This is a genomic window from Catellatospora sp. NPDC049133, assembly GCF_040648455.1.
GTDB lineage: Bacteria > Actinomycetota > Actinomycetes > Mycobacteriales > Micromonosporaceae > Catellatospora > Catellatospora aurea.
The window spans coordinates 189,890-213,102 of sequence record NZ_JBEZDT010000004.1; the positions used below are offsets into that span (position 1 = coordinate 189,890).

The window sequence follows — 23,213 nt, forward strand, 5'->3', positions numbered from 1 at the left end:
GCATGGACGCGATCGTCATCGGCGCGGGCATCGGCGGGCTGTGCGCGGCCATCGGACTGCACCGGCGCGGCCGGCAGGTCACCGTGCTGGAGCGGGCGACCGCCTTCGGCGAGGTCGGCGCGGGCCTGACCCTGATGGCCAACGGCCTGCGCGGGCTCGACGCGCTCGGTGTCGGCGACGCCGTCCGGGCCGCCGGACAGGCCGACGCGCCGGGCGGCACCCGCACCTCGTCCGGCCGCTGGATCTCGCGTATCGACGCGGAAGAGATGACCCGGCTGCTGGGCACCACCGCGCTGGGCATCCACCGGGCGTCGCTGCACGAGATCCTGCGCGCGGCACTGCCTGCCGGGACGATCGTCACCGGAGCGCAGGTGACGGGACTCGCCCGACAGTCCGACGTCGGGCATCACGTCGTCTACCAGTACGAGGGCAGGACGGTGACCGCGCAGGCCGCGCTCGTGGCGGCCGCGGACGGCATCGACAGCGCGGTACGCGCACAGCTGTGGCCCGATCACCCGGAGCCGGTCCACTCCGGCTCGACGGCATGGCTCGGCGTCACCGGACCCTGGACCGGTGAACGCGCCGCCGCGATCAGCTGGGGACCCGGTGCCGAGTTCGGCACCGTCCCGCTCGGCGACGGCCGGATCTACTGGTTCGCCGCCGTCAACGCCCCCGCCGGCTTCCGCGTCGACGACGAGATGGCGGCCGTCCGGGCACGCTTCGGCGACTGGCACGCTCCCGTGCCCAGCTTGCTCGATGCCACCGACCCGGCCACGGTGATCCGCACCGACCTGCGCCATCTCGGCACTGCCCTGCCGTCCTATGTACACGGCAACGTGGCACTGCTCGGCGACGCCGCGCACGCCATGACGCCGAACCTGGGGCAGGGGGCCAACCAGGCCATCGAGGACGCGGTGGTGCTCGCCGCGCTCTGCGGACCCGAGGACGACATCCCCGCCGCACTGGCCGAATACGACCGGCAGCGACGTCCCCGGTCGCAGCAGGTCGCCCGCGCCGCCACGCAGATCGGCCGGATCGGCCAGCAGCTGACGAACCCCGTGGCCGTGAGACTGCGCAACACCGTCATGCGGCTGACCCCCGCCCGGGTGGCCCTGCGAGCGATGGCCAGACACGCGGACTGGGACGCGCCCCCGATCCCGCGATGACCGCGGAGATTCTCTGCTCGGCCTGGTAGCCGGGCCTGCCGCGATCACCTGTCGGCCGCCGCTCGACGCCCGTTCCGGATGGGCCTGCTAGGGCTTGTCGCCGCCCGTGAAACGAAGGCCGTCGAGCGCCACCGCCAGCACCTTCTCACGCCGGTCAGGATCGCCGCCCACTCCCGCGACCCCACTGACCAGCCACATGACGTCGACGATGGTCACGTCGGGGCGCACCGCGCCGTCCCGCTGGGCCCTTTCCAGCAGCGGGCTTCCCGCCGCGAACAGTTCGTCGCGGCAGGCCTGGAAGGTCGCCGAGTCGCGGTTCAGTCCGGTGATCAGCGCCCGCTTGGCCCCGACGTAGTCGACATAGCGGCGCAGCCACCTGGTCAGACCCCCCCACGGGTCGAGGCTCGCGCCGTCGACCGCGGCCTGGGCGACCGCCTCCACCTCGGTGATGTAGACGTTCTCGATGAGCTGCTCACGCGTGGGAAAGTTGCGGTAGAGGGTGGCGATGCCGACCCCGGCCCGCCGGGCGATCTCGTCCAGCGGCGCGTCCGCACCCAGCTCGGTGAACGCCGTACGCGCCGCGGCCAGGATCGCGTCGAAGTTGCGTCCGGCGTCGGCACGGTGCGGCCGGGGTGTCCTGAGCCGGGCCAGGTCGTTCACGGTGTCCTTCCCCTCATCGCGTTTGCAAACGGAGACCGGCTATCACTATAGTGATAGTAACCCTCCGGATATGTGGAGGACCACTCTCAGTATATCCGCGGCCGGACGATGCGCCGACGAGCGCTCCCCGCCGCGAGATGAGGACACGCACCATGGCAACTTCTCCTGACCGCTCCACCACCGTCACCTTCAGCCTGCTCGCGCTGGCCGCGATCTCCCTGTCGATGCTGCAGTCGCTGGTCAGCCCCGTGCTCCCGGTGATCCAGCACGACCTCGCGACGACCCAGTCCGCGGTCTCCTGGGTGCTGATCTCCTGGCTGCTGGCGGCCGCCGTCGCCACCCCCATCCTCGGCCGCCTCGGCGACCTGAACGGCAAGCAGCACAGCCTGGTCATCGTGCTGATCGCGATCGCCGTCGGCAACGTCGTCGCCGCGCTCGCCCCGAACCTCGGCGTGCTCATCGCCGGACGGGTCATCCAGGGCCTCGGCGGCGCCGTGTTCCCCCTCGCCTTCGGCATCATCCGCGACGAATTCGCACCCCGCCGCGTGCCTTCCGCGATCGGCGCCCTGTCCGGCGTGATCGCCGTGGGCAGCGGACTCGGCACCGTGCTGGCCGGACCGATCACCGAAGCGCTCGGCTGGCGCTGGCTGTTCTGGATCCCCGCGATCGTCGTGACCGCCACCGCGATCCTGTGCCGCCTGTTCATCCCCGAGTCACCCGTGCGCTCGGGCGGCCGGATCAACCTGACCGCCGCGGCCCTGCTGGCCACCTGGCTGCTCGCACTGCTGCTGCCGGTCAGCCAGGGCCGGGTCTGGGGCTGGGACGCCCCCGTGACCATCGCGCTGTTCGCACTGGCCGTGGTGAGCTTCACGCTCTGGGCCGTCGTCGAGACGCGCACCGCCAACCCGCTGATCGACATGCGGATGATGCGCCAGCCGCTGATGCTGACCACCAACACCGTCGCCCTGCTGTTCGGCGGCGCGATGATCGCCGCGTTCACCTTCCTGCCTCAGTTCCTGGAGACCCCGGCCAGCGCCGGATACGGCTTCGGCGCATCGGTCACCGCGGCAGGCCTGCTGATCCTGCCCATGCTCGTGGCCATGGCAGTCGGTGGACTGGTCAGCGGCCCGATCCACCGCACCGTCGGGTTCAAGGCGCAGCTGGTCACGGGCTCCGCGCTCATCTCCGCCGCGTGTGCCGGCTTCGGTCTGCTCAACGACGCCCCGTGGCAGCTCGCCGGCGGCGGCGCCGTGTTCGGGCTCGGGCTCGGCATCGCGTACGCGGCCCTGACGAGCCTCATCGTCCAGGGCGCCGACCCCGCCCAGACGGGCATCGCCACCGGCATGAACACCAACATCCGCACCATCGGCGGCTCCATCGGCATCGCCGTCGTCGCCGCGATCGTCACCTCGCACACCCAGCCCGGCGGCCTGCCCACCGCGGCCGGCTACACCACCGGTTTCCTGGTGCTCGCCGCCGTCGCCGCGGCCGCGGTGATCGTCGCCCTGCTGGTCCCGACCAACCGGACGACGCCCGAACCGGACCAGCCCACCCGCGGCGACCGCTTCCACGAGTTCGGCCTGTCCGCTCCGGACCGGGACGAGAACCCCGCCCTGGTCCCCGGCCTCGCGACGGCGACCGCGACACCCCCCGGCCGCCACCGCGCCTGACCCGAGGAAGGGCACCTTCCCATCGCCATGCGTGGAGGAAGGTGCCCTTCTTGACCTTCGGGGTCAGTTGAGCAGGGTCACCGTGGGGAAGGTGCCGGTTGCTGCCGGGAGGCGGTCGGTGGTGTTGTTCTTGATGTAGCCGAGGCGGAACTGGGCTCCGGGCGCGAGGCCCACGCTCGCCAGCGGTACGGCGGCCTCGATGACGGTGTCGTTGCGGACGAACGTCATCGCCCCCAGCGGGGTCCAGGACCAGCCGCTGCCGCCGTGGTCGTACAGGTTGGCGTTCTCCAGCATGTAGTCGCCGCCGGACGGGTTGGTCCAACCGGCGGCGTTGTAGCCGGTGCCGGTGTTGTTGTCGGTGTTGAGGAAGAACTGCCCGAGCACGTTCAGGCCGGTGCCCTTGACGCACAGGTAGAGCGTCGTGCCGTTGTTGGTCACCGACACCGACCGCACCCCCGTGCCACTGCTTTCCACATGTCAACTACCCGGCCCTGATGGCCGGGTTTGCGGGTCTCCTCCTCGCTGGCTGCGAGGTCAGGCCGCGTGCGGGCGATTGACTGCGCCCCAGTCCTCAACGCCGCGTCGGGCGATGTTGAGGGCTGCATTGTGATCGGCACGGGCAACGACCCCGCACGATCGACAGGCGAATGTTTCCTGGTCGGGACGGTTGCGTTTGTCGCGGTGCCCGCACCGATTGCAGGTCTGGGAGGTGTATCGCGGGTCGACGTGGACCAGCGGTACACCTGCCCGGCACGCTTTGTAGGTCAGGAACGCGCCGAGCTGGCCGAACGACCATGAACTGAGTGTGACCCGTTGGGGCTTTCGGAGCCGGACCCGGTCGCGGATCCCCGTCAGCTTCTCGACGGCGATGCCGCGGCCGGTGCGTGCAGCCTCGGTCACGATGGTCTTGGCGATGATGTGATTGACGTTCGCGGCGTGCCGCGCTTCCTTACGGCGGTGTCGGGCCAGCAGCCGCTTGGCCGATTTGGTGCCTTTGCGTTGCAGCCGGGCACGCAGTCGTTGTTGCCGGCGGCGGTAGGCGTTGAGGCGGGTCCCGGCGTGGCGATTGCCGTCGGAGTCGTAGGCGATGTTGGCGATGCCCATGTCCACGCCGAGAAAACCGACGGGATCGATCAGCTGCGGATCGGGTGCCTCGACGCTGGCATAGAGGAACCACCTGCCGTCGCGGTGGACCAGGTCGGTCTCCCCGCCCTGATGTTCGCTCTCAACGTCCTGTAGGCGTCGCTGACCTTCTTGATGACGTGCTGGGCCGCCTGCGCACCGAGCCGATAATCGTCCTTGACGGCCTGGTAGACGTGCCTGCGCAGGTCGTAGTTGCGGTACACGCCGGACTGGCGGGCCACGACGGCCACCTGCGACGCCGCGGTGTTGCACGCCCGCAGCGTCGCCGCTAGCGCAGCCGCCTGCTCCGGCGAGGGCTGGAGTTGACCTGCACCACCAGCGTCACCTGGTCACCGTAGCACTCCCGGCGTGCAATGTGGACGCCGGTCCGTTTTCAGCTCTGCGTGCCGATGCATCAACGCCCTGGTCGCACGGGTGCGGCCACTCCGGTGCGCACGTCGAACAGGTGCTCCTGCAGATGTTCCAGCGAGAGTTTCACCGCGCCGAGCGCCACCGACTCGTCGCCGAGCGTCGAGGTGACGATCTCCGGGATGCGTACGCAGCGCTTCTCGATCTCCCGGCGCAACGGTTCGAGCAGCACGTCGGCCGAGCGGGAGAAGCCGCCACCGAGCACCACCAGCTGCGGGTCCAGCGCCAGGACCAGCGCCGACGCGCCCAGCGCCAGCTCCTTGGCGTAGCGGCGGACCACGGCCACCGCCTTGCGGTCGCCCTCGCGGGCGCTCGCGAACACGTACCCGGCCAGGTCGTCGGGGTCGGTGCCGGCGGGCGCGCCGGTCCACGAGCGCAGATGCTCCTGCGCCCGGATCCAGCCCAGCTCGGGCAGCGCCCCGATCTCGCCCGCCGCCTGCGCGAAGCCCCGGTGCAGCTTGCCGTCGATGATCAGGCCGGTGCCCGTACGCAGGCCCGCCAGCAGGTAGACCACGTGCTGGGCGTACCGGGCGACCCCGCGCCAGGTCTCGGCCAGCGCGGCCAGCCGGCTGTCGTTCTCCACCAGCACCGTGCCGCCGACCAGCCGCCCCACGTGCTGGGCCAGCTGCACGCCGGTCCACTCCGGGAACGCCACCGACAGCACGACCCGGCCGGCGGCGTCGACCAAACCGCTGGTGCCGACCGTGGTCGCCCAGATGTCCGCGCCGGTCAACCCGGCCGCGGACAGGCACTGCTCGACGGCCGCGTCGACCGCGCGCAGGCGCTCGGCCCGGCCCGCGGTGATCGCCACGGGCACGCGCACCGTGTGCCCGACCTCGCCGTCCAGGTCGGCGGCCAGCACCCGGATGGTGTGCCCGCCGATGTCGACGCCGAGCACCCGGCCGGCGTCGGCGCGGAACCGGTAGCGGCGGGCCGGGCGGCCCATCACCCCGGGCGCGGGCTGCACCTCCTCCAGCCAGCCCTGGCTCTGCAGCTGCAGCACCACGTCCTCGGTGGAGGGCCGGGACAGGCCCGTGTCGCGCGACAGCTCGGTCAGCGTCAGCGCCGGCCGGCCGCGCAGCACGTGCACCACCGCAAGGGCGTTGAGCTGCCGCAACCGCGAGAGATCCCCACCTGCGAGCTGTTCGGTCACCACCGGCCCCCTTTTGCGCACCGCGTTGCCATGTTACTAATTATGGAGACCTTCAAAAGTAACTCCTCCACGGGATGGCTGAGGTGACTGTAGACGGGGTGCGGCTGGTCGTGGCAGGTGCCGGACTGCGCGGCATCGGATACGCCCGCCGCGCGGCCGCCACGGGGGCGGCCCGGGTGGTGGCCGTCGCCGAACCCGACCCCGCCCGCCGCGCGGCCTTCGCCGCCGAGTTCGGGCTGCCCGCCGACCAGGTCTTCACCGGCTGGGCCGACCTGGCCGCGGCCGGGCCGCTCGGCGACGCCGCGGTGATCGCGACCCAGGACCGCATGCACGCCGACGCGGCCGTGGCCTTCGCCGCGCTGGGATATCACATACTCCTGGAAAAGCCGATGGCCACCACGGAGCCCGACGCGTTGCGCATCGCCGCCGCTGTCGAAGAGGCCGGGGTCATGCTCGCCGTCTGCCACGTGTTGCGCTACACGCCGTACACCCGGGCACTGAAAGGGCTGCTCGACGGCGGAACCATCGGCAAGCTCGTCAACGTGCAGCACCTGGAGCCGATCGGGTGGTGGCACTTCGCGCATTCGTTCGTCCGCGGGCACTGGAACAACTCGGAGACCTCCGCGCCACTGCTGCTCACCAAGTCATGCCACGACATCGACTGGCTGCTGTACCTGATCGGCGCGGCCCCGAGCCGGGTCAGCTCCTTCGGCGGGCTCTCGCACTTCCGGGCCGAGCAGCGCCCGGCCGAGGCGGCCGACAACTGCCTGGACTGTCCCCTCGAACGGACCTGCCCGTACTCGGCTCCCCGGCTCTACCGGTCCTGCCTGGGCGACCCGGCCCGCGAGTTCTGGCCGCTGTCGGCGGTCACGACCGACCACACCGAGGCCGGTATCGACGCCGCGCTGCGCACCGGCCCGTACGGGCGCTGCGTCTACGGCAGCGACAACAACGTCGTCGACCACCAGGTCGTCGCGATGGAGTTCCCCGACGGCGCGACCTGCACATTCACCATGACCGCGTTCACCCCGATGGAGCACCGCCGCACCCGCCTGTTCGGCACCCACGGCTACGTCGACGGCGACGGCCGCCTGCTGCACGTCACCGACTTCCGCACCGGCGAGCAGCACACCATCGACACCGGCACGCTCGACGGCGCGAGTGCCGGTGACGGGCACGGCGGCGGCGACGAGGGCATCATGGACGCCTTCCTGAAGGCCGTGGCCAGCGGCGAGGCGTCGGCGCTGCACTCCGACGCGGCCGCGAGCCTGGCCAGCCACCGCGTGGTCTGGGCGGCCGAGCAGGCCCGCACGTCCGGCACGGTTCACCCGTTCCACGCCGGGTGACCTGACGCGCCGGCCGGGTTCCGGTATCGCACGGAACCCGGCCGATCCTGCGCGAGCGGCCGCCGGACGGACCGCTACCGGCGACCGCGGGGGCGCGGCAGTTGAGCCGCCATCCGGCCGGAGGTCGCCGAGGACGTCGTCAACAGTCGTTGGAAGGCGAGGAAGAACAGCAACACCGGCAGCAGGGACAGCACGCACATCGCGAACATCGGCCCCGGCGAGCTGAGCCCGCCCGCGATCGCGTACTGGTGCAGCCCGGACGGCGCCGTGGAGTCCTCCACCAGCGGCAGGTAGACCAGCTGGGGGAAGAAGTCGTTCCAGGTCCAGATGAACGACAGGATCGCCGTGGCGGTGATCGCCGGGCGGCTCAGCGGCAGGATCACGTGCCGGAACAGCTGCAGCGGGCTCGCGCCGTCGGTGCGCGCGTACTCGTCGTAGTTCTCCGGCAGCGAGCGCAGGAACTGCACGATGAGGAAGATGAAGAACGAGTCGGTGGCCAGCAGCTTCGGCACGATCAGCGGCAGCGGGGTGTTCAGCCAGCCGAGTTCCCGGAACAGCATGTACTGCGGGACCATGAGCACGTGCTGGGGCAGCAGCAGCGTGCCGATGACGACGGCGTACCAGAACCGGCGCAGCGGGAACCGCAGCCGGGCGAAGGCGAACGCGGCCAGCAGGCAGGTGACGACGTTGCCCACCACCGCCCCGGCGGCGACCACGGTGCTGTTGACGAAGAATGTGCCGAAGCCGACCCCGTTGCTCCCGGACCAGCCGGCGGTGTAGTTCGACCAGGTGAACTCCTGCGGCCACAGGCTCAGGCCGGTCGCCGTCTCGCCGACGGACCGCAGCGACGAGGCCAGGATCCACAGCAGCGGGTAGACGAGGACCAGCACGACGGCGACCGTGGCGGCGGTGGCCGCGGCGCGGGCGAGCCGGCCGGGGCCCGGCGTGACGGCGGAGACGCTCACGGTCGGCCTCCCGGGTAGTGGACCCACCAGCGGCTGGTCCAGAAGATGAGCGCGGTGAGCGCCCCCACCGCGACCAGGAACACCCAGGCCATGGCCGAGGCGTAGCCCATCTCCAGCCCGGCGAACCCGCGCAGGTACAGGTACAGCGTGTACGTCAGGGTCGCGTCCTCGGGACCGCCGCCGCCGTCGCCGAACACGAACGCGGCCGTGAAGCCCTGGAACGCCGCGATCGTCTCCATGACCACGGTGAGCAGGATGACCGGGGACAACGTGGGCAGGGTGACGCTGCGCAGGATCCGCCACCGGCCCGCCCCGTCGATGCGCGCCGACTCGGCGTAGTCGGCGGGGATCTGCCGCATGGCGGCCAGGTAGATCACCATCGGACCGCCGAACTGCCAGGCGGCGAGCAGGATCAGCGTGAACAGCGCCGTGTCCGGCTCGGTGGCCCAGGACCGGTCGGGCACGCCGAACACGCCCAGGACCTGGTTGACCGCGCCGCCCGTGTCGAACATGGTGCGCCAGGTGATGGCCAGCGCGACGCTCACGCCCAGCAGGGACGGCAGGTAGACCATGGCCCGCAGCGTGCCCGCGCCGCGGCGGCGGCCGTTGAGCAGCGCCGCGACCGCGAACGCGACGAGCAGTTTCAGTGGCACCGACACGGCGACGAACACGACCGTGACCTGCACCGAGCGCCAGTACCGGGGATCGGCGGTGAACATCCGCTCGTAGTTGGCCAGACCGATCCAGGTGAGTTCGCCGGTGATGACGTTGTAGTCGGTGAAGCTCAGGGCGAGCGAGTAGAGGACCGGCGCGACGGTGATCGCGGCGAGCCCGGTCAGCCACGGGGTGAGCAGCAGGTAACCCGCGACGCTCTCCCGGTGCAGGAGGCTGCGCCGGGGCGGACGGTGCGGCAGCGGCGGCGGCTTGGTCCAGAGCCGGGCGGTAGGCCGGTCAACGACGGTCACAACCGGCTCCCAGGACACGGCCGGCCGTGATGGCAGGGCAACACATGGATCGGTGCTCTCTTCCCGCAGTACGAATACCGACAGGGCGTGCGCCGATTCACGCCGGTTCGCCGCGCGGCGGATCCGCGGGCGTCTTGCTGTGCCGTGCATTCCGGCCGGGGCGGCCGGTCGTCGTGAGGCCGGCCTATCAGAATCCGAAGTGGAGATAGGCGTCGGCGTTGTCCCTGGTGATCGTCTCCGATGCCAGCACGATCTCCTTGGGCACCTCGAACTCGGCCAGGTCGGCCAGGCCCCGCTGCTGAGCGATCAGCCTGGCCAGCAGGATCGCCGACGAAGCCATGGACGGGCTGTAGGTGACCGTGGCCTCCAGCACCGTGCCACCGGCCTTGATCGTCTGCATCGCCTGCCGCGACCCGGCGCCGCCCACCATGAAGAACTCACCCCGCTTGGCGGCCTCGACGGCGGCCAGCACGCCGACGCCCTGATCGTCGTCGTGGTTCCACACGGCGTGCAGGTGCGGCAGGGCCTGCAGCAGGTGCGCGGCCTCGCGCTGGCCGGTGTCCGCCGTGAACCCGGCAGCGCGCCGGTTCGCGACCGACAGGCCCGCCGCGGCCAGCGTGTCCCTGAACCCGCGGGATCGCTCCTGGGTCAGTTCGAGGAAGTCCAGCCCGGCGATCTCGCCGATGACCGGCCGGTCCACCTTCCGGGTCGCGAGCCGCCCGATGATGTACCGGGCGGCGGCCACCCCCATGCCGTAGTTGTCGCCCTTGATCTGCAGCCGGAACGCCGCGGGGTTCGGGAAGGCCCGGTCGAGGTTGACCACCGGCACGCCGGCGCGCATGGCTTCGACGCCGAACCCGTCGAGTTCCTTGCCGTCGTACGGCAGCACGACGATCACGTCGGGCCGTTCGGCGATCAGCGTGGACAGCGCCGCGCGCTGGGCGGCAACGTTCGCGCCCGCCGCGACCATCTTGAACTCCACGTCCGAGAACGTCCGAGCCTGCCGCCTGGCATTGTTGGTGATCGCGGCCAACCAACCGTGATCGGCGGCCGGCGCGGAGAAACCGATCACGACACGCCTGCCCGGGGCGGCGTTCGGGTTGGCGGCGTCACCGGCCAGGATCTGCGCCGCCGGCGGGGCCTGCCCGCCGGTGCATCCGCCGAGCAGCGCCGCCGCACCGACGGCGGCCACGCCGGACACCACCGCACGCCGCGAGTGGCCTGCCATGACGGCCTCCGATTCATCATGATCGAGGCGCCGCCGCGACCGCGCCGACGGCCACCGGGGCGATGGACGCGCCGGACCGAACTCGACCTTGATCAGGACAGACTCGGCTGGGTGTCGCACACGTTACGAGCTTTCACTCACCGTGTCCATATCTTCTACTGCAAATGTTCGAACTTTTATATAGATCGACAAAAGTGCCGGTAGCCTGTGCCGTCCTAACCGGCGGACCCGCCGAAATAGCGGGCCGCGACGGCGGTGTGCAGGCTGAACGCGAGCGGAGTGGTCGCCGTGACCAGTTCCCAGCCCGCCGACTCGGCATTGGCGACCGGCGCGGGCAGGTCGGCGACGTCGCGGGGCGGCAGCAGCCCGAACACGAGCAGGGTGCCGTCCGGGGCGCTGAGCGTGTCGTACAGGCTCACCTCGGCCGCGCCGGCGCGGATGCCCGTCTCCTCCCACAGCTCGCGGACGACCGCCGCCTGCCACGACTCGCCCAGATCAATGAAACCGCCCGGCAGCGCCACCTGGCCCGCCCCCGGCGGGATGAGACGCCGCACGCCGAGCAGGCCGTCGCCGACCGGCAGCACGGCGACCGCGACCGGCACCGGATTCACATAACTGACCTGCTCGCAGGCAGCACACCGGCGCGGCCAGGCCAGGTCTGCGGCGAAGGCGCTCCCGCAGTAGGAGCAGTGCGAATGACGGGCCGACATGCCCGCCACGCTAGCCCGCCCGCGCTCACACCCACCGCTCGGGCCGCCACATTAATAGGCCCGTCGCAGAGCCGGGCAGCACCCCGCTGGCGACGTGACCGCCCCGCCGCCGGATCAAGGGCCGGAACCGCGGCTACGGGGCCAGTGCCGCGGCGAGCCTGCGCGCCTCGACGACCACCCGGCTCGAACCACCGCGGGCGGCTGCCGCGTCCACCGCCGCGATCGGACCGCGTACCCCCAGCGCCACCGCGCAGCGGCAGGCGACCTCGACCACGTCGGCGACCCCGGGCAGCGGGCTCTCGGCGCGCAGCAGCTCCGGCAGCGCGGCCCGGCACAGTTCCCACACCCCAGCGACCGCACCGGCCCGCGCGGCGTCGCCGAGCGCGGTGGCGGCCCGCTTTGCCTTCACCAGCCCGGCCGCACCGAGCCAGCCGAACTCCCGGCCGACCGCGGCGCGGTCCAGGGCCGCGTCGAAGCCGAGCAGGGCGTCGACGACCGCGGCCCGGTCCACGGCATGCCCGGCCGCCAGCGCGTACGCGACCGCCAGCGGCAGCGCGGGTCCGATGGGCCCGCTCATCTCGGCGAGCATCGGCAGCAGCACCGCCATGCCGCGGCCCTCGATGTTCGGCAGCAGCCAGGCGGCCACGGCGTCCCGGTGCGACGGCATCATCGCCGCCCAGGTGGCGGGGTCACCGGACGGCTGGCGGCACACGCGCTGCGGCGGGATGAGAGTGAACAGCCTGCGTTCGACCGGGCCGGCGTCGGCGGGCGGGGCCAGCGCCACCACGCCCCGGGCCGCCGGTCCGACACCCCACAGGTTCGGGGCCTGCACCACGCGGGTGGCGACCGGGTCCGGGTGGCCGTCGCGCAGCCGCCGGGCCAGCGCGATCCCGGCCGGTGAGCGCAGCCGCCCGGCCGCGGCGGCCGCAGCCGGGTCGGCAGACCTGGGCAGCCGCAGCAGCGCCTGCGCCAGGTCGGTCGGCCAGGGCTCGTGGCCCGCCTGTTCGTACCGGGCCAGCCGGCCGGCCAGCTCGGCCGGATCGAGGTGACCGTTGGCCTCGGTCGGGGTGGCCAGCAGAACCGGCACCGGCGCGGCGGGGCCGTGCGCGGCGATCTCGGCGAGCCGGTGCTGCAGCAGCCAGGCGGGGGTGAAGTCGCCGTGCGGGTGCAGCGGCGCGAGCGGGCCACCGGCCTGCGTACGGCGCTGCGCGTCGGCGACCGCCGGCCGGGCCTTGGCCGCCAGCTGCGGCGAGCCGCCCATGACGGCCAGCGCGCACCAGATCAGGGTCTGGTCCATGTCCCGCAGGGGATTCAGCCAGTCCTGTTGTCGCGCTACGACGGGGCCCAGCGCCCGCGCCGCCGCCGTCCTGTCCCCGGCCGCGACCGTCACCAGGCCCGCCATCACCCGCTCCATGGTGACCGGAGTCAGGTCGCCGTGGAGCAGCGCGGCGACCTCCTCGGCGAGCTCGGCGACCGTGCCGACGCGGTGCAGCGCGGGCACGTGCGGCGCGGGCGCCGGCTGCGGCTGCGGCTGCTCGGCGGCCGTTGGCGGGTCGGGCAGGGCGAGCAGCTCGGCGCGGTGGGCGGGACGGCGGCGGGCGGCGGCGCGCAGCCATACCTGCTGGGTCTGGCGCAGTTTCTTCTCGTCGCGGGCCAGCATCGTCGCCGCGACGTCGCGCAGCGTGTCGAGTTCGAGCAGGCCGGCCTCGTCTGCGGCGCACAGGGCGCGTTGGGCCAGCCCGGCGACGGTGCTGTGCGGCGAGTGCAGCAGAGAGAGGTAGTCGGTGAGTCCCGCCGCGAGGTCACCGGTGTCGGCCGGGATCGCGTCGTGCAGGCGTACGTACGGCCGCACTGCGGTGGGCGTACCGCCGAGCAGCAGCCGGATCCGGCAGCCTGAACGCACCACACCCGCGGCCGCCGGGTCGGCGGCGGCGAGCCGGCGCAAGGTGTCCTCGATCCGTGCGCCGTTGCGAGCCAGCGCTTCGCCGAACCCCTCGTGCCGCAGGACCAGCGGGAGCAGCACGGGCCGCCACGGGTCGTCTGCCAGCGCCTGATGTGCGTGCTCGCCTCGGTGGACGTGCCGCCACCAGCCGATCGCGAATGACGGCTCAGCCGGCACCGGCAGCCCGGCCTCCCGGACGAGCGCGTCGGCCAGCGGCCACTCGTCCCAGGGGCGCGCGTCCAAACCCGCCACGACCCCGGCGGCGAGCTCGGGCAGCCAGGTGATGGGGCGCGCACGCAGCACCGTGACGGCTGACTCGGCCGGGAGGACGTAGGTGCCTTTCCGCCACGCCCCGTGGGCGAACACGGCGGCCGTGGCCCGGCGGGCGTCGGGCGCGCAACCGATCCCGGCCAGTGCCAGGACCGCCGGCTTACGGGGGTGCCACCAGGACGGCTGCTCCTTGTTGCGCCTGACGTAGCTGGTGAGCTCCGTGAAAGCCGCCAGCCGCTGGACTTCGGCCGCGCCGGCCACCCAGCCCATCACGTCCTCGACCGAGTTGCGCTCCAACGCCGCCTCCAGCACGGCCCAGCCACCGGAACTCTGGTCGGCGGCGTACGTGGCGGCAGTCGGCATGGCGCGCAAGCTACACCAGCCGACGGACACCGCGCCCAGCCACCACGACGATCTTGCGCGAACTGTTGCCGTTCTGCCCGATTCAGGCGTGTCGTACCCACAGTTCACGCAAGATCGCCGCTGAGTGCGCGGTCGGTGGTGGTCCACATGGGATCACACTCGGCTCACCTGGGGTGCGGGAAGATTCCGGCATGACGATGGTCGGCCGGGCGCGGGAGTTCGGTGAGGTCCTGTCCGCGGTGCGTGATTCGCGGACGGATGTGGTGCTGGTTAGCGGCGAGGCCGGGGTGGGCAAGACGTGGCTGCTCGACGCCGTGTGCACCGCGCTGCCCTCGGTTCGCGCCTGGGGTACGCGGGGGCTGTCGCACGTCCCGCTGGCGGCGCTGGCGCACCTGGTCGACCCGGCTACGACGTCGCTCGCGGAGATGGTCGCCCAGGTGCTGCGCGCGGTCCCGGCCGGGGCGGTGCTCGCGGTCGACGACCTGCACGGATGCGACGAGGTCTCGCTGGCGGTCGCGGTGCGGGTCGCCCGGGACGCCGGCCGCACGCTGGTCGGCACCGTACGGACCACGGACGGTCGGGTGCCGCATGTCGTGGCCGAGCTCGCGGCGTCGTCGGGCACCGTCGTGTTGACTGTCGGGCCCTTCGACCGGACATCGACGGAGGAGCTGGTCCACACGATGCTCGACGGGCCCGTGGACGCCGGTGTGGTCGACGACGTGTGGCGCCGTACCGGAGGGAACGCGCTTTTCGTCACCCAGCTGCTCGACAGCGCACGCCACAGCGGCGCGCTGCACCGCTCGACCGTCGGCTGGCACGCTGTCCGGCCGCTGCCGATCCCGACCGGGCTGCGCAGCCTCCTGCCGACGCGCCTGCGGGGCCTGCCCGACGACGCCGTGGCCGCCGGGCACTTCCTCGCCGCCACCGGCCGGGCGAACGACGGCGAGGTCGAGCAGGCCGGGCACCTCGCCGGAACGGAGCACCTGGTCACACACGGGATCGCTGCCTGGGCGGCCGAGACCGTACGGTTCGTCCACCCGTTGTTCGCCGAGGTGCTGTGGGAAGGGCTGTCGCCCGCCCGGCGGCGGTCGGTGCTTCGCGAGCACCTCGCGGTCGCCAGGGCGCTCGCGCCGCACGACCACGTGCGGTGCACCGTGCTGAGCCTGGACGCCGGGGAGGTCGTCGAGCCGGGACGGCTGCTGGCCGCGGCCCGGGTCGCGGCCGCGGGCGGTGCGACCGACGTCGCCGTCCGGCTGGCCCGGGCATGCCTGGACCGGGTCGCCGAGGCCTGGACCGCTCACCCGGAGGTCGCCGCCGGCGCCGCTCTCGTCCTCGCGGTCACCCTCTGGGAGACCGGGCGCACCGACGAGGCCGTGACCGTCCTGCGCCACGCGCTGGACCGCACCCCGCCCGGCAGGGACGCCGCCCTGCTCGCGGTGACCCTGCACAAGGTGGTCCTCTGGGGCCGCTACGACCTGCCCGCCGCCCGGGAGGTGCTGCGCCGGCAGTCCGCCCGGTATCCCGCCGGGGCGCCGGTCGGCGTCCTGTTCGCGGTCGCCGAGGCGGACGCGCTGGCCTACGCCGGGCTCCCGGACGAGGCGCTGGCGCTCACGTCCGGCATCGGGGACGGCACCGGGCTGCCGCTGCCGGTCCGGACCATGCTGGCGACCAGCCGCAGCAACGCCCTGGCCCACATCGGACGGACCGGCGAGGCGGTCGCCGCCGTCGAGGAACTGCTCGACCAGGTCACGGCCGCCGGGCCGGAAGCGGTCGCCGGGACCCGCGACAAGCTGCTCGTGTACGCGAGCCACGCCCTGCGCGAGCACGGCCGGCTCGACGACGCCGCCCGCACCGCCGAGCGCGCCTACGACAGCGCGCTGGCCGACGGCGTCGTCTTCGAACGCGCGTGGGCTGCCCTGTGCGTCGGCGCGGCCCGGATGCAGGCGGGGCACCTGGACGACGCGGCGCTCTGGGCGCGGCGCAGCCTCGTGACTGCGGCGGCCGCCGGGATGACCGACTGCACCCGGGTCTGTTTGAGCGTGCTGACCGTGTCCTACAGCTCGCGCGGCCTGCCCCCGGACCCGTCGTGGGTGACGTACCTGCGCTCGCCGGAGGCGGGACTGGGCTTCCTGCGCCACACCGTCCCGATCGCCCTGGCCTGGGCCGCGTACGGCGAGGGCCGGCACGCCACCGCCCGCGACCTGCTGCGGCAGGGCCAGGCCAGGGCCGCACGGGAACGGGCGGTGGCCGCCGAGTCCTGGATCCTGCACGAGCGCCTCCGGATGCACGACGGCAGCGGGGTACGCGCCCGGCTGGCCGCGCTCACCGCGGGCTCCGCGGTCGGCGCGGCGCGCCTGACCCTGGCCACCGGTCTGGAACTCGCCTGCCCCGAAACCCTGCTGGACGCCTCGGCGGCCTTCGAGTCCGTCGGCTCGGCCCTGTACGCGGCCGAGGCCGCGGCCGCAGCCGCACGGTGCGCCTCGGGCCGGGCCGCGGCTGCCGCCCGACGACGGGCCGACGAACTCGCCCACGAGGTGGGCGACCCGGCCACTCCCCTGCTGGCCGGGTCACCGGCACCCGCCGACCCGCTGACCTCCCGTGAGCGCCTGGTCGCCGAACTCGCGGCGGCCGGAGCGAGCAACACCGAGATCGCCGCACGGCTGGTCCTGTCGGTGCGGACGGTGGAGAACCACCTGTCCCGCGCCTACGCGAAACTCGGGATCACCTCACGGGACGGCCTCGTCCGGGCCGGGATCGGCAGCCGGTAGGCACGCGGTCCGGCTGCGGTGCGGCGCCCGTCCGCGACGGGTGCCGCACCGCAGCCGGGCGAGGCCTCAGCAGGTGCCGGGGCCGGATGCGCAGCCGCCGCCGGTGGGGCCGCCGGGTGCACCCTCGATCGGGCTGGGCAGGTCGGGGCGGGTCTCCGGGTGGGCCTTGTTCCAGCCGGCCGCGATGACGATCGCCCCGGCGTGAGTGGCGGTGTCCTCACCCGAGAACAGGGAGATCAGGTCCCGGTGGTGCATGGCCGCGTCGACGTCGTCATCGGTCACCACACCGATCACGTCGGGGGCGTCCTGGACGGGGGTGACCGTCGCGCCCTTCATCGTGAGCATCTTCTCCAGGGCCGCGGCCACCTCCTGGTGCGAGAGCCAGGCCGTGCCTGGCAGCGGCGGGCCGGTGACGTCGTCGCCGGTGGTCATCGCGTCAGTGCAGTTCTCGCCCTTGGCGTCGCACTTCTGGGTCTTCTTCGAGGAGGACTTCTTGCCGTCCTTGTCTTCCTTCTTCTCCTCGTGGGTCTTCTTCGTCTCGGTGACCTTGCCGTTCTCGTCTCGCTTGTACTCGGTGGCGTCCTTCGTGACCGTCTTGTTGCCCTCGCTGTCGGTCCGGTGGACGATGTGCACCTGCTTGGTGACGTTGCCGTTCTCGTCGCGCTGCGCCCGTTCGATGTGGTAGCCGCCGTTCAGGTCGACCCACGTCTTCTCGCTGGAGTACCCGACCGTGTTGAGATCCTTGTCGTAGTACTCGGTCTGAGTGCTCGACGTGCAGGTGAGCTCGCACTCGCCTTCCGTCGTGACCGACGTGGACCCGTCGCCGTAGCTGGTCCTCCTCGTCCCGTCGTCGTCGGCCGGCCAGGAGTCGGCACCGCCGTGGCCGGCCGCCCACCACGAGGTCACACCGTCGTACGCGCTGTACCAGCTGCCGTTGAACCGGCCCAGGTCGATGCCCAGGTCCTTGCCCGCGTCGTCACGGGCGGACAGGCCGAAGGTCAGGCCGTTCACCCACGGCATCTCGATGCCGGCCTGCTTGAGCAGCCCGTCGTCGATCCCGGCGAGCGCCAGGCTGCCCTGGCGCGTGGGGATCCCGAAGACCTCCGACGGCAGGGTCGGCGGGAGACCCCCGGGCAGGTCCTGGCGGGCCAGCCAGTTCTTCTCCAGACCCCGGACGAACTCCTCCGGGAAAACGGCCCACGTGCCGTACCCGAGCTCGTAGGTCGGCAGTGTCCCGGCGATCGTCGCGTCCAGGATGACCTTCAGCGGCGGGGTGCTGGCCGGGTCGAACGGGTCGTAGCCGGCGGTGGTCTCGTCCGCGTCGGACACACCGTCACCGTCGGAGTCCACCACCCGAAGCACCAGGTAACAGGCGGACAGGTCGCACACCCTCAGGTCGGACAGGTCGCCGCCACGCCGGCCGTCTTCGGCCCACGCCGGGGACGCGAGGACCGCGGGAAGCATGAAGGTGCAGGTCAGGGCCGCCAGCGCGGCCCGGAGCCGCGTGCCGGACCCTAGGCCCGATCGATAAGACAACATATGGCCGAACTTAGAGAGCGGCCGCAGACATGTCCTGAGTGGTGTGTACTCAGATGCGCGGGTGCGGACCCGATGTGGCACAACACGAACCGCGTTCACGCCGCTCAGGGGCCTGCCGTTGTCGTCGCGGCCGTCCGTCGGCAGGCGTCGTGACGATTCGATGGCCTGGTGGCGGTGGCGTACGTCGGCTGTCGGTGTGGGCGTCGCCGGTGCGGCGTCGCCACCATTCGTCGATCATCGCCGCCGGCGCCGTCACCGCTGCCGGTGATCGTCGACCGACAACCGGGCGGTACGCGGTGGCCGGACCACTACCGGGAGCGTGCACCGCTTGCCGCCCGCCCAGATCCGTCCCCCGCTCGTTGACGCCAGACGTTCAACGATCAATCGGGTGACCCGGACGTACTCGCGCCCTCACGGCGTGGGCACCGGGGCTGGCGGCTGCGAGCGCAACCGGGTGGTCCGCCACGGCACGTCCAGATCTCCGAGCGTTGATCCTCAGGACCTTCGGCCCCCACCGGTGCCGTGGGCGTCCCCCGGGCCACGCCCCTCGTCCGCCCGGGCCGTCGCCACTACCAGGGCGTACACTGAAAAGGGAATATCGCATTCGTCGATACCGTAACGGGCACTCGCCCGTGCATGTTGAGTCGGCGGCGGCGCGGCATCCGCACCTTGCGGTTTTGCTGAGGGCCACCAGCGTCACGCTCCTGGATCTTCGGAAGAACGGCTCGGCCGGTTCTCACCGCAGACACCCGAGGAGCGATTGTGTACGCCATCGACCTTCCGGCAGCCCCACCAACTGCCCGCTCATACGCCGCGCACCGCGCTCATGACAGGCAGGCCCGGCGGCTGCTGGCCGAACTGGGTCCCCGATTCGCCGGCGGAACCGTGCGCGTACTGGTGGACGGCGACATGATCGCCGTCCACCGCGTCCACGACGGCCCGGACGGTGAGCACGCCGGGTTCGACATCTTCCGCGTCACCGACGGTGCGCTCGCCGAGCACTGGGCCGCGCACCAGCCGGTCATCGCCGACACGGCCAGCGGGCACAGCCAGACCGACGGCCCCGCCGAGGTCACCCGGCCCGGGCAGAGCGCCCGCAGCGGCAGGCTGGTCGACTACCTGATCGACACCATCCTCATCGGGGGCAAGCCCGACCGGCTGCGGCACTTCTTCAGCTCGCGCCTGATCCAGCACGACCCGCTGGTCGGCAACGGCCTGCAGGCGATGGCAGACGACTGGCGGTCCAACCGTACGGTCTATGACCGCCGCCTGATGACCGTCGCCGAGGGAGAGTTCGTGCTCACCGTGTCCACCGGCACCGAGCGCCACGCGCCGCGGTGGTTCTACGACCTGTTCCGGGTCGACCGCGGGATGATCGTCGAGCGCTGGAACGTCGTCACCATGCCGGGCACGCCATGACGGCACGGATCGGCCCGCCGGACCTCATGGGTCTACTGCCCGCGTCGGCGCAGCGTGCCGAACGGCTGCGCGTCGAACCCACCCACACCGCAGCCGGAATGCTCGACGGCGGATGGTGGCCCTACTCGACGGACCCGGCCGAAGCGCTGCCCGGCCTGGCCCTGGCGCTCGACCCGATCCACGGGCCGGTCGTGCGGTTCGTGCTCGGCGTCGGCGGCTGGAGCCCACGTCCCGAGCAGGTCCACGTCGGCGGCCGCCGGATAGGCGTGGACTACCACGCCAGCCAGCCGGCCAGCCTGCTCACCGCACTGAGCGCGCGCGGAACGCGAGTAGATCTGCTGGTCGTGCCACCGTGCACGTCACGGGACGTCGCTGCCAGGTCTCTGCTGCGGGCGGCACAGGCAGGCAACCGCGTCACCGCGCCGCGCGCCACGCGGCACCCGTGCGACGCCTCGACCGACGTCGCGGATGCGCACGCCCTGATAGCCGGGCGATCCCGCCCGCCCCGGACGGGCGAAAGCCCAGCTCGCTGACGAGCCGGGCTTTCGCTGATCGGACATATCCGATATGCGGTGGACTACCCGGGACTCGAACCCGACCTCCCGGATGGCGCAAGCATGGTCAGAGGTCGGGGGCGAAGTGGGTGGCGGCAGCGGTGACCGACGCGGTGATCTCGTCTTCGGTAGCGGTGCCGGAGGCGCGTACGGCGTCGGCCCAGGCCTGGATGGAGCGGCGGGAGAACTCCTGGCCCGGCAGGGAGTTCTGGTCGGCGAGCGGGTCGGCGATGTGCTCACCGCCGAGGTGCCGGGCGAGCATGAGCAGGCCCTGGTCCCAGCCGGGGCCGACGTAGAGCGCCCCCGCACCGCTGCCGGCCATCGCGACGGGCACGGTGTGCTCGACCTCGAGGTCGGTGACGTCTTCGCCAGCCGAGGTCAGCCGGACCTCGACGATGCTGGTCGGGCCGCCGTACGTCATCCGCAGCAGCTTCGGGGGGCGGCACTGGAGGATGTCGCCGGAGGCCATGTTCTCGACCTGGAAGCTGCCGCCCTCGCGGAAGTCGCCCGTGACCGGTGCGAACCAGCGAGGCAGGCGCTCCTTGCTGGTGATGGCGTCCCAGACGTCCTCGACGTCGGCGTGGTAGGTGCGCTTGACCAGCACGGCGACCAGCTCGCCGAGGTCGCCGCCGTCGCGCCGGGCGACCTCGCGCCGGATCGCCTCAAGCTGCTCGGTGATGTCCTTCATCGGGCTTCTCCTTGTCTTCTGATTCGCGCAGGCGGCGTTCGCGGCGGCCCCGGGCGAGCTCGGTGCCCAGCGCGTCGAGGCGCTGGTTCCAGAACCCGCGGAAGTGGTCCAGCCAGTTGTCCACTTCCCGCAGCGGGGCGGCGTCAACCGCGTACAGCCGGCGGGTGCCTTCGGCGCGCACGTTCGCGAAGCCGTTGTCGCGCAGCACCTTGAGGTGCTGCGACACGGCGGGCTGCGAGATGCCGAACTCCGCCTGGACGACCTGGGTGAGGGCGCCGGAGGTCTGCTCGCCCCCGGCGAGCAGTTCGAGGATCCGCCGTCGGACCGGGTCGCCGAGTACGTCGAAGGCGTGCACGGCCCGAAGTTACAGCTGTGACTTATATAAGTCAAACCCGGTATTGGCCGAGCGGCAGGTCGAGCAGGCTGTCGGCAAGCGACGCCGCGCGCTCGGTCTCGTCGTCCAGGGCGACGACGAGCACGCTCAGCCCCCGGTCGGGCACCCGGGCCAGCACGGTGCGCACACCGGGCCAGCCGCCGCCGTGGCGATACACCGTCAGCCCGTGGCGCTGCCGCACGCCCATACCCCAGGCGTAGTCCAGCACCGTGCCGTCGTCGAGGCGGCCCGGGGCCTGCATCAACCCGCTGACGCCGAGCCGGCTGTCGTTGAGCGCGTCGGCCCAGCGCAGCAGGTCGGCGGGGGTGCTCCAGAGCCCGCCGTCGCCCAGCGACAGCGGTGCGGGCGACAGCGGTTCGGCGTCCGGCGGGGCCGCCCCGGGCCCGTCCCAGAGGCGCGTGTCGGCAAGTCCCAGCGGCCTGAACAGCAGTTCCTCGGCCAGCGCGGGCAGCTCGGTCCCCGCGGCGCGGCGCACCGCCTCGGCGAGGCAGACGTAGCCGGCGTTGGAGTACCCGTACGCGGTGCCGGGTGGGCGCGCGGGTTCGGGCAGCGCCCGCAGCGCGGCCAGCACCCCGGGCCCGGTGCGGTTCCCGGTCAGGGCGCGGTCGACCAGGTCGTCGCCGGGCAGGCCGCCGACGTGGTGCAGCAGGTGGCGCAGGCGCACCGACTCCGCCCACGCGGGCAGCTCGGGCAGCCGCCGCGACAGCGGCTCGTCCACGGCCAGGCCGCCCTGGCGCATCACCAGCGCCACCAGCGCCGCGATGACCTGCTTGGACAGTGAGGCCGCATAGACGGGAGTGCGCTCGCCGAACGGCCGCCCCGCCGGGGTCGAGCCCGCGCACGCGTACACCGGCGGCACGTCCCTGCGCGAGACGCCCGCCACCAGCGGCTCCGCCGCGTCGTAGCCCGCCTGCCGGGCAAGCAGCCCGACCTCCCGCACGGAGACCGGGCGCAACCCGCGGATCTCCCGCGCAGGTGCGGACGAGCGACGGGCATCCTGCGGGGGCATCAGGCGCAGCCGCTGGGCAGGTTCGCGATGTAGCTGGAGGTGGCGGCGGCCAGCATGCCGAACGGGACCAGGGTAAGTGCCCAGCCGGCCAGCATGGCCCACCGGTTGCCGTTGGTACGGCGCAGCGCGCCCGCCAGCAGCGCCCCGCCCAGCAGCAGGTCCAGCAGGACGGCGAGGCCCCAGCCCGCGGCCAGCCCGTCCGCCCTGTCGCAGCCCTCCAGCCGCAGCAACGACAGCAACCCGTAGACGAACGCGGCGAGCACGTGCACGAGCGCACCGATGGTCAGGTTGGCCGTCAGCCCCTGCGGTCCGGGGAGCCGGTGCACCGTGTGATCCGCCACGTGTCCGCCTCATCACTGCCGTCGCGCCGGCTCCGTCAGCCTGCGGCGAGGCAGTGTCCCACCGGCAGGTTACCGTTCGTTTACTCGTCGTCGTAGAGCCCTTCCAGCAGGCGCAGGCGTTCCACGACCTCGGCGGCGAGGTCGAGGCTGGCCGGGGACAGGCCGCTCACCCGCTGCAGCAGCCGGCGCACCTTGGTGTCGCGCAGTGCGCCGAGCAGCTCCAGTTCCCGATCGACGGCCGCGGCCCGCTCGGGGTCGAGGAAGTAGGCCACGTCCACGCCGAAGTGCGCGGCGATCCGCCCGACCAGCTCGTGGCCCGGGTTGGTGCGCTTGCCGGTGCGCAGCATGCCGATGTACTGCGCGGACACGTCGACGGCACGGGCGACCATCTCGTCGGTCTGGCGTACGCCGCCGGGTTGGATCGCGTCGAGCAGCCGGTTGTAACGCAACGCGAACATCGGCAACACGGGGCGTGATTGCATCTGGACATCATCTGACGGGCAGGCCGGGCC

22 protein-coding genes are annotated in these 23,213 nt (G+C 72.5%); 6 read left to right on the forward strand and 16 right to left on the reverse strand.

The features are described from left to right. The first annotated feature begins 2 nt into the window (after window positions 1–2). The gene (locus tag AB0B35_RS06035) at window positions 3–1,166 is read left to right on the forward strand and encodes an FAD-dependent monooxygenase (protein WP_361041272.1); all 1,164 of its coding nucleotides are present in this window, start codon (window positions 3–5) and stop codon (window positions 1,164–1,166) included. Window positions 1,167–1,253: 87 nt separating this feature from the next. Here the strand turns inward: AB0B35_RS06035 and AB0B35_RS06040 are convergent, their stop codons facing one another. Beyond that, window positions 1,254–1,826 (reverse strand): helix-turn-helix domain-containing protein, encoded by a 573-nt coding sequence (locus AB0B35_RS06040; RefSeq protein WP_361041275.1) that lies wholly within the window; start codon window positions 1,824–1,826, stop codon window positions 1,254–1,256. A 152-nt stretch (window positions 1,827–1,978) separates the two neighbouring features. On the opposite strand from AB0B35_RS06040, the gene AB0B35_RS06045 reads away from it, so the two are divergent. Beyond that, window positions 1,979–3,496, forward strand: coding sequence for an MFS transporter (locus AB0B35_RS06045; protein WP_361041278.1), 1,518 nt, complete (start codon window positions 1,979–1,981; stop codon window positions 3,494–3,496). A 63-nt stretch (window positions 3,497–3,559) separates the two neighbouring features. On the opposite strand, the gene AB0B35_RS06050 is transcribed toward AB0B35_RS06045, so the two are convergent. The 4 genes from AB0B35_RS06050 to AB0B35_RS06065 all read right to left on the reverse strand — a co-directional run bounded on the left by AB0B35_RS06050 (window position 3,560) and on the right by AB0B35_RS06065 (window position 6,200). Continuing rightward, window positions 3,560–3,940 (reverse strand): hypothetical protein, encoded by a 381-nt coding sequence (locus tag AB0B35_RS06050; protein WP_361041280.1) that lies wholly within the window; start codon window positions 3,938–3,940, stop codon window positions 3,560–3,562. 90 nt (window positions 3,941–4,030) lie between these two features. Next, a complete protein-coding gene (locus AB0B35_RS06055) occupies window positions 4,031–4,693 on the reverse strand; it encodes a transposase (RefSeq protein WP_361041576.1) in 663 nt (220 codons plus the stop codon). After that, window positions 4,630–4,860, reverse strand: a complete 231-nt coding sequence (locus tag AB0B35_RS06060; RefSeq protein WP_361041590.1) for a hypothetical protein — start codon at window positions 4,858–4,860, stop codon at window positions 4,630–4,632. Before AB0B35_RS06060 ends, AB0B35_RS06055 begins: the two co-directional genes overlap by 64 nt. 173 nt (window positions 4,861–5,033) lie before the next feature. After that, on the reverse strand, window positions 5,034–6,200 hold the full coding sequence (locus tag AB0B35_RS06065) for an ROK family protein (protein WP_361041282.1): 1,167 nt from the start codon (window positions 6,198–6,200) through the stop codon (window positions 5,034–5,036). Between the two features lie 74 nt (window positions 6,201–6,274). Between AB0B35_RS06065 and AB0B35_RS06070 the strand changes: the two genes are divergently transcribed. Next, window positions 6,275–7,546, forward strand: coding sequence for a Gfo/Idh/MocA family oxidoreductase (locus AB0B35_RS06070; RefSeq protein ID WP_361041285.1), 1,272 nt, complete (start codon window positions 6,275–6,277; stop codon window positions 7,544–7,546). Between the two features lie 74 nt (window positions 7,547–7,620). Here the strand turns inward: AB0B35_RS06070 and AB0B35_RS06075 are convergent, their stop codons facing one another. From AB0B35_RS06075 to AB0B35_RS06095, 5 genes are all read right to left on the reverse strand, one after another. Continuing rightward, window positions 7,621–8,511, reverse strand: a complete 891-nt coding sequence (locus tag AB0B35_RS06075) for a carbohydrate ABC transporter permease (RefSeq protein WP_361041288.1) — start codon at window positions 8,509–8,511, stop codon at window positions 7,621–7,623. Next, window positions 8,508–9,476: a sugar ABC transporter permease gene (locus AB0B35_RS06080; RefSeq protein ID WP_361041291.1), complete on the reverse strand. Its 969-nt coding sequence runs from the start codon at window positions 9,474–9,476 to the stop codon at window positions 8,508–8,510. The genes AB0B35_RS06075 and AB0B35_RS06080 overlap by 4 nt, the downstream gene beginning before the upstream one ends. A 187-nt stretch (window positions 9,477–9,663) precedes the next feature. Then, window positions 9,664–10,704: a substrate-binding domain-containing protein gene (locus AB0B35_RS06085; protein ID WP_361041293.1), complete on the reverse strand. Its 1,041-nt coding sequence runs from the start codon at window positions 10,702–10,704 to the stop codon at window positions 9,664–9,666. 215 nt (window positions 10,705–10,919) lie between these two features. Next, on the reverse strand, window positions 10,920–11,414 hold the full coding sequence (locus AB0B35_RS06090; protein WP_361041296.1) for an NUDIX domain-containing protein: 495 nt from the start codon (window positions 11,412–11,414) through the stop codon (window positions 10,920–10,922). A 133-nt stretch (window positions 11,415–11,547) separates the two neighbouring features. Next, window positions 11,548–13,989 (reverse strand): DUF6493 family protein, encoded by a 2,442-nt coding sequence (locus AB0B35_RS06095; protein WP_361041298.1) that lies wholly within the window; start codon window positions 13,987–13,989, stop codon window positions 11,548–11,550. Between the two features lie 191 nt (window positions 13,990–14,180). Between AB0B35_RS06095 and AB0B35_RS06100 the strand changes: the two genes are divergently transcribed. After that, window positions 14,181–16,757, forward strand: coding sequence for a LuxR C-terminal-related transcriptional regulator (locus AB0B35_RS06100; protein WP_361041300.1), 2,577 nt, complete (start codon window positions 14,181–14,183; stop codon window positions 16,755–16,757). 66 nt (window positions 16,758–16,823) lie between these two features. Here AB0B35_RS06100 and AB0B35_RS06105 read toward each other — a convergent pair whose 3' ends face one another. After that, on the reverse strand, window positions 16,824–18,296 hold the full coding sequence (locus tag AB0B35_RS06105) for a thrombospondin type 3 repeat-containing protein (protein WP_361041302.1): 1,473 nt from the start codon (window positions 18,294–18,296) through the stop codon (window positions 16,824–16,826). A gap of 885 nt (window positions 18,297–19,181) precedes the next feature. Here AB0B35_RS06105 and AB0B35_RS06110 point away from each other — a divergent pair. Next, window positions 19,182–19,715, forward strand: a complete 534-nt coding sequence (locus AB0B35_RS06110) for a hypothetical protein (protein ID WP_361041304.1) — start codon at window positions 19,182–19,184, stop codon at window positions 19,713–19,715. Then, window positions 19,712–20,248, forward strand: a complete 537-nt coding sequence (locus tag AB0B35_RS06115) for a DUF5994 family protein (RefSeq protein ID WP_361041306.1) — start codon at window positions 19,712–19,714, stop codon at window positions 20,246–20,248. The genes AB0B35_RS06110 and AB0B35_RS06115 overlap by 4 nt, the downstream gene beginning before the upstream one ends. An 88-nt stretch (window positions 20,249–20,336) precedes the next feature. Here AB0B35_RS06115 and AB0B35_RS06120 read toward each other — a convergent pair whose 3' ends face one another. The 5 genes from AB0B35_RS06120 to AB0B35_RS06140 all read right to left on the reverse strand — a co-directional run bounded on the left by AB0B35_RS06120 (window position 20,337) and on the right by AB0B35_RS06140 (window position 23,183). Next, window positions 20,337–20,957, reverse strand: a complete 621-nt coding sequence (locus AB0B35_RS06120) for an SRPBCC domain-containing protein (RefSeq protein ID WP_361041308.1) — start codon at window positions 20,955–20,957, stop codon at window positions 20,337–20,339. Further along, complete coding sequence (locus AB0B35_RS06125) at window positions 20,932–21,312, reverse strand: metalloregulator ArsR/SmtB family transcription factor (RefSeq protein WP_361041310.1); 381 nt, start codon at window positions 21,310–21,312, stop codon at window positions 20,932–20,934. The genes AB0B35_RS06120 and AB0B35_RS06125 overlap by 26 nt, the downstream gene beginning before the upstream one ends. Window positions 21,313–21,343: 31 nt before the next feature. Next, window positions 21,344–22,360: a serine hydrolase domain-containing protein gene (locus AB0B35_RS06130; RefSeq protein WP_361041313.1), complete on the reverse strand. Its 1,017-nt coding sequence runs from the start codon at window positions 22,358–22,360 to the stop codon at window positions 21,344–21,346. After that, entirely contained in the window at window positions 22,360–22,701 is a 342-nt protein-coding gene (locus AB0B35_RS06135) for a hypothetical protein (RefSeq protein ID WP_361041316.1), read from the reverse strand. Before AB0B35_RS06135 ends, AB0B35_RS06130 begins: the two co-directional genes overlap by 1 nt. A gap of 80 nt (window positions 22,702–22,781) precedes the next feature. After that, window positions 22,782–23,183 carry a helix-turn-helix domain-containing protein gene (locus AB0B35_RS06140; RefSeq protein ID WP_361041318.1) on the reverse strand — a complete coding sequence of 134 codons (402 nt, stop codon included), beginning with the start codon at window positions 23,181–23,183 and terminating at the stop codon, window positions 22,782–22,784. Window positions 23,184–23,213: the final 30 nt, after the last annotated feature.

Coding starts and splice junctions, on each gene's coding strand:
- AB0B35_RS06115 (WP_361041306.1), top strand. CDS start 19,712: ATGACGGCACGGATCGGCCCGCCGGACCTCATGGGTCTACTGCCCGCG.
- AB0B35_RS06105 (WP_361041302.1), bottom strand. CDS start 18,296: ATGTTGTCTTATCGATCGGGCCTAGGGTCCGGCACGCGGCTCCGGGCC.
- AB0B35_RS06035 (WP_361041272.1), top strand. CDS start 3: ATGGACGCGATCGTCATCGGCGCGGGCATCGGCGGGCTGTGCGCGGCC.
- AB0B35_RS06120 (WP_361041308.1), bottom strand. CDS start 20,957: ATGAAGGACATCACCGAGCAGCTTGAGGCGATCCGGCGCGAGGTCGCC.
- AB0B35_RS06100 (WP_361041300.1), top strand. CDS start 14,181: ATGACGATGGTCGGCCGGGCGCGGGAGTTCGGTGAGGTCCTGTCCGCG.
- AB0B35_RS06130 (WP_361041313.1), bottom strand. CDS start 22,360: ATGCCCCCGCAGGATGCCCGTCGCTCGTCCGCACCTGCGCGGGAGATC.
- AB0B35_RS06140 (WP_361041318.1), bottom strand. CDS start 23,183: ATGCAATCACGCCCCGTGTTGCCGATGTTCGCGTTGCGTTACAACCGG.
- AB0B35_RS06085 (WP_361041293.1), bottom strand. CDS start 10,704: ATGGCAGGCCACTCGCGGCGTGCGGTGGTGTCCGGCGTGGCCGCCGTC.
- AB0B35_RS06090 (WP_361041296.1), bottom strand. CDS start 11,414: ATGTCGGCCCGTCATTCGCACTGCTCCTACTGCGGGAGCGCCTTCGCC.
- AB0B35_RS06045 (WP_361041278.1), top strand. CDS start 1,979: ATGGCAACTTCTCCTGACCGCTCCACCACCGTCACCTTCAGCCTGCTC.
- AB0B35_RS06095 (WP_361041298.1), bottom strand. CDS start 13,989: ATGCCGACTGCCGCCACGTACGCCGCCGACCAGAGTTCCGGTGGCTGG.
- AB0B35_RS06070 (WP_361041285.1), top strand. CDS start 6,275: ATGGCTGAGGTGACTGTAGACGGGGTGCGGCTGGTCGTGGCAGGTGCC.